This is a genomic window from Cupriavidus sp. FW305-26 (assembly GCF_058787975.1).
In genome coordinates, this window is the sequence record NZ_JBYTAH010000053.1 from 41548 (window position 1) to 47744 (window position 6197).

At 68.5% G+C, this 6197-nt stretch carries 6 protein-coding genes; 3 read left to right on the forward strand and 3 right to left on the reverse strand.

Annotation, left to right across the window (positions count from 1 at the left end):
• The first annotated feature begins 52 nt into the window (after positions 1–52).
• From rplQ to dsbD, 3 genes are all read left to right on the forward strand, one after another.
• Positions 53–448, forward strand: a complete 396-nt coding sequence (gene rplQ, locus AC3WQZ_RS25180) for a 50S ribosomal protein L17 (protein ID WP_010812373.1) — start codon at positions 53–55, stop codon at positions 446–448.
• A 120-nt stretch (positions 449–568) separates the two neighbouring features.
• Positions 569–952 carry a divalent-cation tolerance protein CutA gene (cutA, locus tag AC3WQZ_RS25185; RefSeq protein WP_010812372.1) on the forward strand — a complete coding sequence of 128 codons (384 nt, stop codon included), beginning with the start codon at positions 569–571 and terminating at the stop codon, positions 950–952.
• A 71-nt stretch (positions 953–1023) separates the two neighbouring features.
• A complete protein-coding gene (dsbD, locus tag AC3WQZ_RS25190) occupies positions 1024–2922 on the forward strand; it encodes a protein-disulfide reductase DsbD (RefSeq protein WP_010812371.1) in 1899 nt (632 codons plus the stop codon).
• Positions 2923–2946: 24 nt separating this feature from the next.
• On the opposite strand, the gene AC3WQZ_RS25195 is transcribed toward dsbD, so the two are convergent.
• From AC3WQZ_RS25195 to yihA, 3 genes are all read right to left on the reverse strand, one after another.
• Positions 2947–4161, reverse strand: coding sequence for a magnesium transporter CorA family protein (locus AC3WQZ_RS25195; RefSeq protein ID WP_010812370.1), 1215 nt, complete (start codon positions 4159–4161; stop codon positions 2947–2949).
• A 22-nt stretch (positions 4162–4183) separates the two neighbouring features.
• Entirely contained in the window at positions 4184–5176 is a 993-nt protein-coding gene (gene hemB, locus AC3WQZ_RS25200; RefSeq protein ID WP_010812369.1) for a porphobilinogen synthase, read from the reverse strand.
• 264 nt (positions 5177–5440) lie between these two features.
• The gene (gene yihA / locus AC3WQZ_RS25205; RefSeq protein ID WP_010812368.1) at positions 5441–6142 is read right to left on the reverse strand and encodes a ribosome biogenesis GTP-binding protein YihA/YsxC; all 702 of its coding nucleotides are present in this window, start codon (positions 6140–6142) and stop codon (positions 5441–5443) included.
• Positions 6143–6197: the final 55 nt, after the last annotated feature.

Sequence of the window (6197 nt, forward strand, 5' to 3'; positions counted from 1 at the left end):
CCGCATCGGACGATAGAAGAGCTGGTCAAACACTTAACTGAAAGGAATCATCATGCGTCACCGTCATGGTCTGCGGAAACTGAACCGCACCTCGTCGCACCGTCTCGCGATGCTGCGCAACATGTCCAACTCGCTGTTCCAGCACGAGCTGATCAAGACCACCGTGCCCAAGGCCAAGGAACTGCGCAAGGTTGTCGAGCCGCTGATCACGCTGGCCAAGAAGGACACCGTTGCCAACCGCCGCCTGGCTTTCGCCCGTCTGCGCGACCGCGACATGGTCACCAAGCTGTTCACCGAACTGGGCCCGCGCTACGCCACCCGTCCGGGCGGCTACACCCGCATCCTGAAGTTCGGTTTCCGTCAGGGCGACAATGCGCCGATGGCGCTGGTCGAACTGGTGGATCGTCCGGAAATCACCGAAGCCCCGGCTGAAGAAGCCGCGGAATAAGGTAGTTTCCCGCCCGCCGCTGCGGCGACGGGTACGGGCACACCGCTTACAATCGAGCCAGGCATCTGCCTGGCTCTTTTGTTTTTGGGCCGCCGCCGTGCCTGCCGCAAGGAGATGTCGATGCAAAGCCATGCCAGCCAGCCGGATGCCGGCGCCCCGGGCGATCCGGCCGAGGTGATCGTCGTGATCACCAATACTCCAGATGCCGAGACCGCGGCGCACCTGTCGCAGGTAGTGCTGGAGGCGCGCGCCGCCGCCTGCGTGAACCGCCTGGCGCCGGTCGAGTCCGAGTACTGGTGGCAGGGCAAGCTGGAGCGCGCGCAGGAGTGGCCGCTGCTGATCAAGACCACGCGTGCACGTTACGCTGCGCTGGAGGCCGTGATCCGGCAACATCACCCCTACGACGTGCCGGAACTCATAGCGTGGCCGGTGACGGCCGGTTACGCGCCGTACCTGGCCTGGGTCAGCAGCGAGACCGAGACCGCCTCAGGGCCGGCAAAGTAGGGGCAACCGCGCCCGCAGCGCAGCAGCAGGTACGCCGCCCCCCCAGTTCAAGACAGACAGGAAACAGCGAGATGACAATCGGTTTGGCACTTCCGGAGCGCGCGCGCGGGCAGGTCTGGGCGCGGCATATTGCCGCAGCGCTGCTGGCGGCATTGGCCTGGGTGTGCCTGGCGGGCGGCGCGCATGCCGCCACCGAAGACGACTTCCTGCCGCCGGAGCAGGCCTTCCGCTTCGCCGCGAGCCAGCTTGACGACAAGACTGTCGAGGTACGCTTCGAGGTTGCCCCCGGCTACTACATGTACCGCGAGCGCTTCGCCTTTGCCGCGCAACCCGCCGACGTGAAGCTGGGAATGCCGGCGTATCCGCCGGGCAAGGTCAAGTTCGACGAGACCTTCGGCAAGGAGATGGAGACCTACCGCGACAGCGTGGTCATCCGCGTGCCGGTGGAGGCGGCGCCGGCCGACGGCAAGTGGTCGCTGACGGTCACCTCGCAGGGCTGCGCCGACAAGGGCCTGTGCTATCCGCCGATGGAGAGCGTGTACAAGGTCGGCGGCAGCGGGCTGGCCGACCTGTTCGGCAAGCGCGGGCGCTCGGATGCGCCGGCGGCCGTGCCTGCCCCTGCGCCAGCCGCCCCCGCGGTGCTGCGCGCCGACGACAGCGACCGCATCGCCGGCGCGCTGGCGAGCCGCAACCTGGCCCTGATCGCCGCGCTGTTCTTCGGCCTGGGCCTGCTGCTGACGTTCACTCCATGCGTGCTGCCGATGGTGCCGATCCTGTCCTCGATCGTGGTGGGCGAGCACGTCACGCGCGGCCGTGCGCTGGTGGTGTCGCTGGCCTACGTGCTGGGCATGGCGGTGGTGTACACCGCGGTCGGCGTGGCTGCCGGGCTGCTGGGCGAGGGCCTGTCGGCCGCGCTGCAGACACCGTGGGTGCTGGGCCTGTTCGCAGCGCTGATGGTGGCCCTGGCGCTGTCGATGTTCGGGCTGTACGAGCTGCAACTGCCGCAGCGCTGGCAGACCCGCCTGACCGAATCGTCGAACCGCCGCCAGGGCGGCCAGGTGGCGGGTGCGGCGGCAATGGGCGCGATCTCGGCGCTGATCGTCGGGCCCTGCGTCACCGCGCCGCTGGCCGGGGCGCTGGCCTATATCGCGCAATCCCGCGACGCCGTGATCGGCGGCGCGGCGCTGTTCGCCATGGCGCTCGGCATGGGCGTGCCGCTGGTGCTGGTGGGCGTGGGCGCGGGCAATCTGCTGCCGCGGGCCGGGCGCTGGATGGAGGTCACCAAGCGCTTCTTCGGCTTCCTGCTGCTGGGTGTGGCACTGTGGATGCTGGGGCCGGTGCTGCCGGCCTGGGCCTCGATGCTGGCGCTGGCGGCGCTGCTGCTGGTGGCGGCGGTATTCCTGGGCGCCTTTGACGGCCTGGGCCCGGATCCGCGCAACCTGGCGCGGGTGGGCAAGGGCGTGGGCGTGCTGTTCGCGATCGCAGCGGCCATCGTGCTGATCGGCGTGGCTTCGGGCGGGCGCGATCCGCTGCAGCCGCTGTCGCACTTGAGCGTGGCACGCGGTGGCGCGGAAGCCGCTGCCGGCGCACAGGCGGTGCGCTTCGAGCGCGTGCGCAGCGTGGCCGAGCTCGATGCCCGCGTGGCGCAGGCCGCCGCCGCAGGCAAACCGGTGCTGCTGGATTTCTACGCCGACTGGTGCGTCAGCTGCAAGGAAATGGAGCGCATGACCTTCGTCGATCCGCGCGTGCGCGCGCGGCTGTCCGAGATCGTGCTGCTGCAGGCGGACGTGACCGCCAACAATGCCGACGACAAGGCGCTGCTCAAGCGCTTCGGCCTGTTCGGGCCGCCCGGCATCATCCTGTTCGGGCCTGACGGGCGCGAGCGCCCGGTGCGCGTGATCGGCTACCAGTCGGCCAACCGCTTCCTGGAAAGCCTGGAGCGGGCCTTCGGCACGCGTACCAGCACCTGACGCGTACCTAGTGCTGCGCGGTGGCTACCGTTCCAGCCGCCGCCCCAGCGCCCACAGCGCGGCCAGCCCCAGCGCCACGGCGCCCATCAGGCCGATCGACCACCAGAACCCGTGCGGCTCGCGCAGCCAGGGCATGCGGTCGAAGTTCATGCCGAAGACACCGGTGATCAGCGTCAGCGGCATGAACAGCGCCGTGATCAGCGTCAGCGCGCGCATGGTGCGGTTGGTCCGGTGCGCCACCGCGGAGAAGTGGATCTGCACCGCCGACTCGATCGAATCCTCCAGCCGGCGCGCGTGCGCCAGCACGCGCTGGATATGCTCCATCACGTCGTTGATGCGCACCAGCAGCACCTCGTCACGCCCCGGCGCATTGGCCGGGCCGCCGGGCTGGTCGCTGCTGAAGCGGTTGTCGAGCAGGCTGTCGCGGAATTCCTGCAGCGCGTCGCGTTGCTCTTCGCTCAGGTGCTCCAGCTTGCGCAGCTGGATGCGGGCATCCAGCAGTCCCTCCCAGCTTGAGAAGCTGCGGCGCGAATTGAGCAGCGCGCGCTGCCAGCGGTCGAGCTGGCGCGTCAGCGGCGCGCGCAGTTCCAGGTAACGGTCGACCATCGCATTGAGCAGGCGCAGCATCAGGTCCTCGGGCCGGCTGGGCGGGCGCACGCCGTGGAGCAGCGGCTGGCCATTGCCACGCACGGGCGTGGCCTGCGGGCGTGGTGCCTGGCATAGCTCGATCAGACGCTGGCGCACCTGGTCAACGGTGCGCGATTGCCCCGAGCGCACCGTGACCAGCACCGTGTCGAACACGAAAAACGTGACCGGCTGGGTGTCGATCTTGGCCAGTGCCGGGAGGAAGCCGGGCGGATAGCGCTTCTGGCGGGCGGCGGACTCGGCAGCGGACGGCTTCGCCGTGCCGGCCACAGGGTCCTGCGGCTCGGCCTCGGCGATGGCGCGGCTGGTCTCGAAGGTGAGCTTGCGGAAGATCACCATGTCGTACGCATTGGTCGTGTCGAAATACGACGGATGCGCGGCATTGGTGGCGTCGGCCAGGTGCAGGTCCAGGATCGGCGCGCCGGCAAGCTGGCGCATGCTCTCGCGCCAGGCATCCGGCGCGGCGGTGACTTCTTCGGTGGAGAAATCCGCCCAGACGAACAGCGACGCGGCATTGCCGCCGAGGAAGTTGCCCGCCTCGGTGAGCGAGGCGAGCGGGTGTACCTGGCTGGCCGAGAAGCCTAGCAGTTCCATAGGCGCTCTGTCGGTTAGCCGCTCAGGCCGTCAGCAGCCGCGCGGCGTCGCGCGCGAAATAGGTCAGGATGCCGTCGGCGCCGGCGCGGCGGAAGGCCAGCAGCGATTCCATCATCACCTTGTCGTGGTCCAGCCAGCCGTTCTGCGCGGCGGCCTTGAGCATCGCGTATTCGCCGCTGACCTGGTAGACGTAGGTGGGGAAGCGGAACTCGTCCTTCACGCGGCGCACGATGTCCAGGTACGGCATGCCGGGCTTGACCATCACCATGTCGGCGCCTTCCAGGATGTCCTGTGCCACCTCGCGCAGGGCCTCGTCGGTATTGGCCGGATCCATCTGGTAGGTCATCTTGTTGCCCTTGCCCAGGTTGGCGGCCGAGCCCACCGCGTCGCGGAAGGGGCCGTAGAACGCCGACGCATACTTGGCCGAGTACGCCATGATGCGCGTATGGATATGGCCGTTGTCTTCCAGCGCGGTGCGCACCGCGCCGATGCGGCCATCCATCATGTCGGACGGGGCCACGATGTCGACACCGGCTTCGGCCTGTGCCAATGCCTGGCGCACCAGGATCTCGACGGTCACATCGTTGATGACGTAGCCGTTGTCGTCCAGCACACCGTCCTGGCCGTGGCTGGTGTACGGGTCGAGCGCCACGTCGCAGAGCACGCCGAGCTCGGGGAAGCGGTCCTTGAGCGCGCGCACGGCACGTGGCACCAGGCCCTCGGGGTTGGTGGCCTCGATGCCGTCCGGCGTCTTCAGCGACGGGTCGATCACCGGGAACAGCGCGATCACCGGGATGCCCAGCTTGACGCAGTCTTCGGCCACCGGCATCAGCAGGTCGACCGACACGCGCTCGACGCCCGGCATCGACGCCACCGCCTGGCGCTGGTTCTGGCCGTCAAGGATGAAGACGGGGTAGATCAGGTTGTCCGGCGACAGGCGATGCTCGCGCATCATGCGGCGGGAGAAATCATCGCGGCGCATGCGGCGCGGGCGGTATTCGGGGAAGGTGGACATGGCGGGCTTCTTGACTGTAGGGCTGGACAGGAAAGCGGGCCGGCAAGCACGGCGCGCGCGGCAAAGCGCGGTCCAAAGCCGCTGGCCGAAGAAAAACTAAACTTTTGAGCGTGCCCGCTATCATACTCGCGGACACTTTGCGTTGCGCCCTGCGTGGCGCGGTGTCCCCCGCTACTCCTCCCTGAGCGGGTACCCGCCCCAGCGGCGGGAAAGTTTGTCCCCGTTGCTTGCAGCGGGGCTTTTTTTTGCGTGCTGACCTGGTGATTACTCTGCGGGATCGGCAGCAGGCGGCTCGCTCTTCTCCGCTGCGGACCGGGCTTCGGCCTTCTGCGCTTCCGGCAGGTTGAGCCAGCCGGCGATCACGCCCTGCGCCTCTTCGATGCCGCGGCGCTTCAGGCTGGAGAAGAGCTGTGCCGTCATCGGCACCGGTGTTTCCATCTGCTCGGCGTAGCCCTGCAGCATCTTGCGGGTCTCGCGCAGCGCCTTGGCGTTGTCGCTGTTGGTCAGCTTGTCGGCCTTGGTCAGCAGCACGTGGATGGGGCGCCCCGTCGGCAGGAACCACTCCACCATCTGGCAATCGAGATCCGTGAACGGACGGCGCGCGTCCATCATCAGGATCAGGCCGGACAGTTGCTGGCGCGTCTGCACATAGTCGCTCAGCAGCCCCTGCCAGTGGTACTTGGCCGAGCCCGAGACCTCGGCATAGCCGTAGCCGGGCAGGTCGACCAGGAAGGCGAGCGGGTCGGGCGCCTTGACCGGCGCCACCGAGAAATAGTTGATGTGCTGCGTGCGCCCGGGGGTGCGCGACGAGAACGCCAGCCGCTTCTGGTTGCACAGGATGTTGATGGCCGTGGACTTGCCGGCGTTGGAGCGGCCGGCGAACGCCACCTCCGGCACGGCCGTGGCGGGCAGGTCGCGCAGGTGGTTCACGGTGATGAAGAAGCGGGCCTGGTGAAGAAGGGACATGCGCTAGAGCGGTGGGGCGGGCCGCGGAGGCTGTGCGCATTGCGCATGCCGGGGC

Coding starts and splice junctions, on each gene's coding strand:
- rplQ (WP_010812373.1), top strand. CDS start 53: ATGCGTCACCGTCATGGTCTGCGGAAACTGAACCGCACCTCGTCGCAC.
- cutA (WP_010812372.1), top strand. CDS start 569: ATGCAAAGCCATGCCAGCCAGCCGGATGCCGGCGCCCCGGGCGATCCG.
- dsbD (WP_010812371.1), top strand. CDS start 1,024: ATGACAATCGGTTTGGCACTTCCGGAGCGCGCGCGCGGGCAGGTCTGG.
- AC3WQZ_RS25195 (WP_010812370.1), bottom strand. CDS start 4,161: ATGGAACTGCTAGGCTTCTCGGCCAGCCAGGTACACCCGCTCGCCTCG.
- hemB (WP_010812369.1), bottom strand. CDS start 5,176: ATGTCCACCTTCCCCGAATACCGCCCGCGCCGCATGCGCCGCGATGAT.
- yihA (WP_010812368.1), bottom strand. CDS start 6,142: ATGTCCCTTCTTCACCAGGCCCGCTTCTTCATCACCGTGAACCACCTG.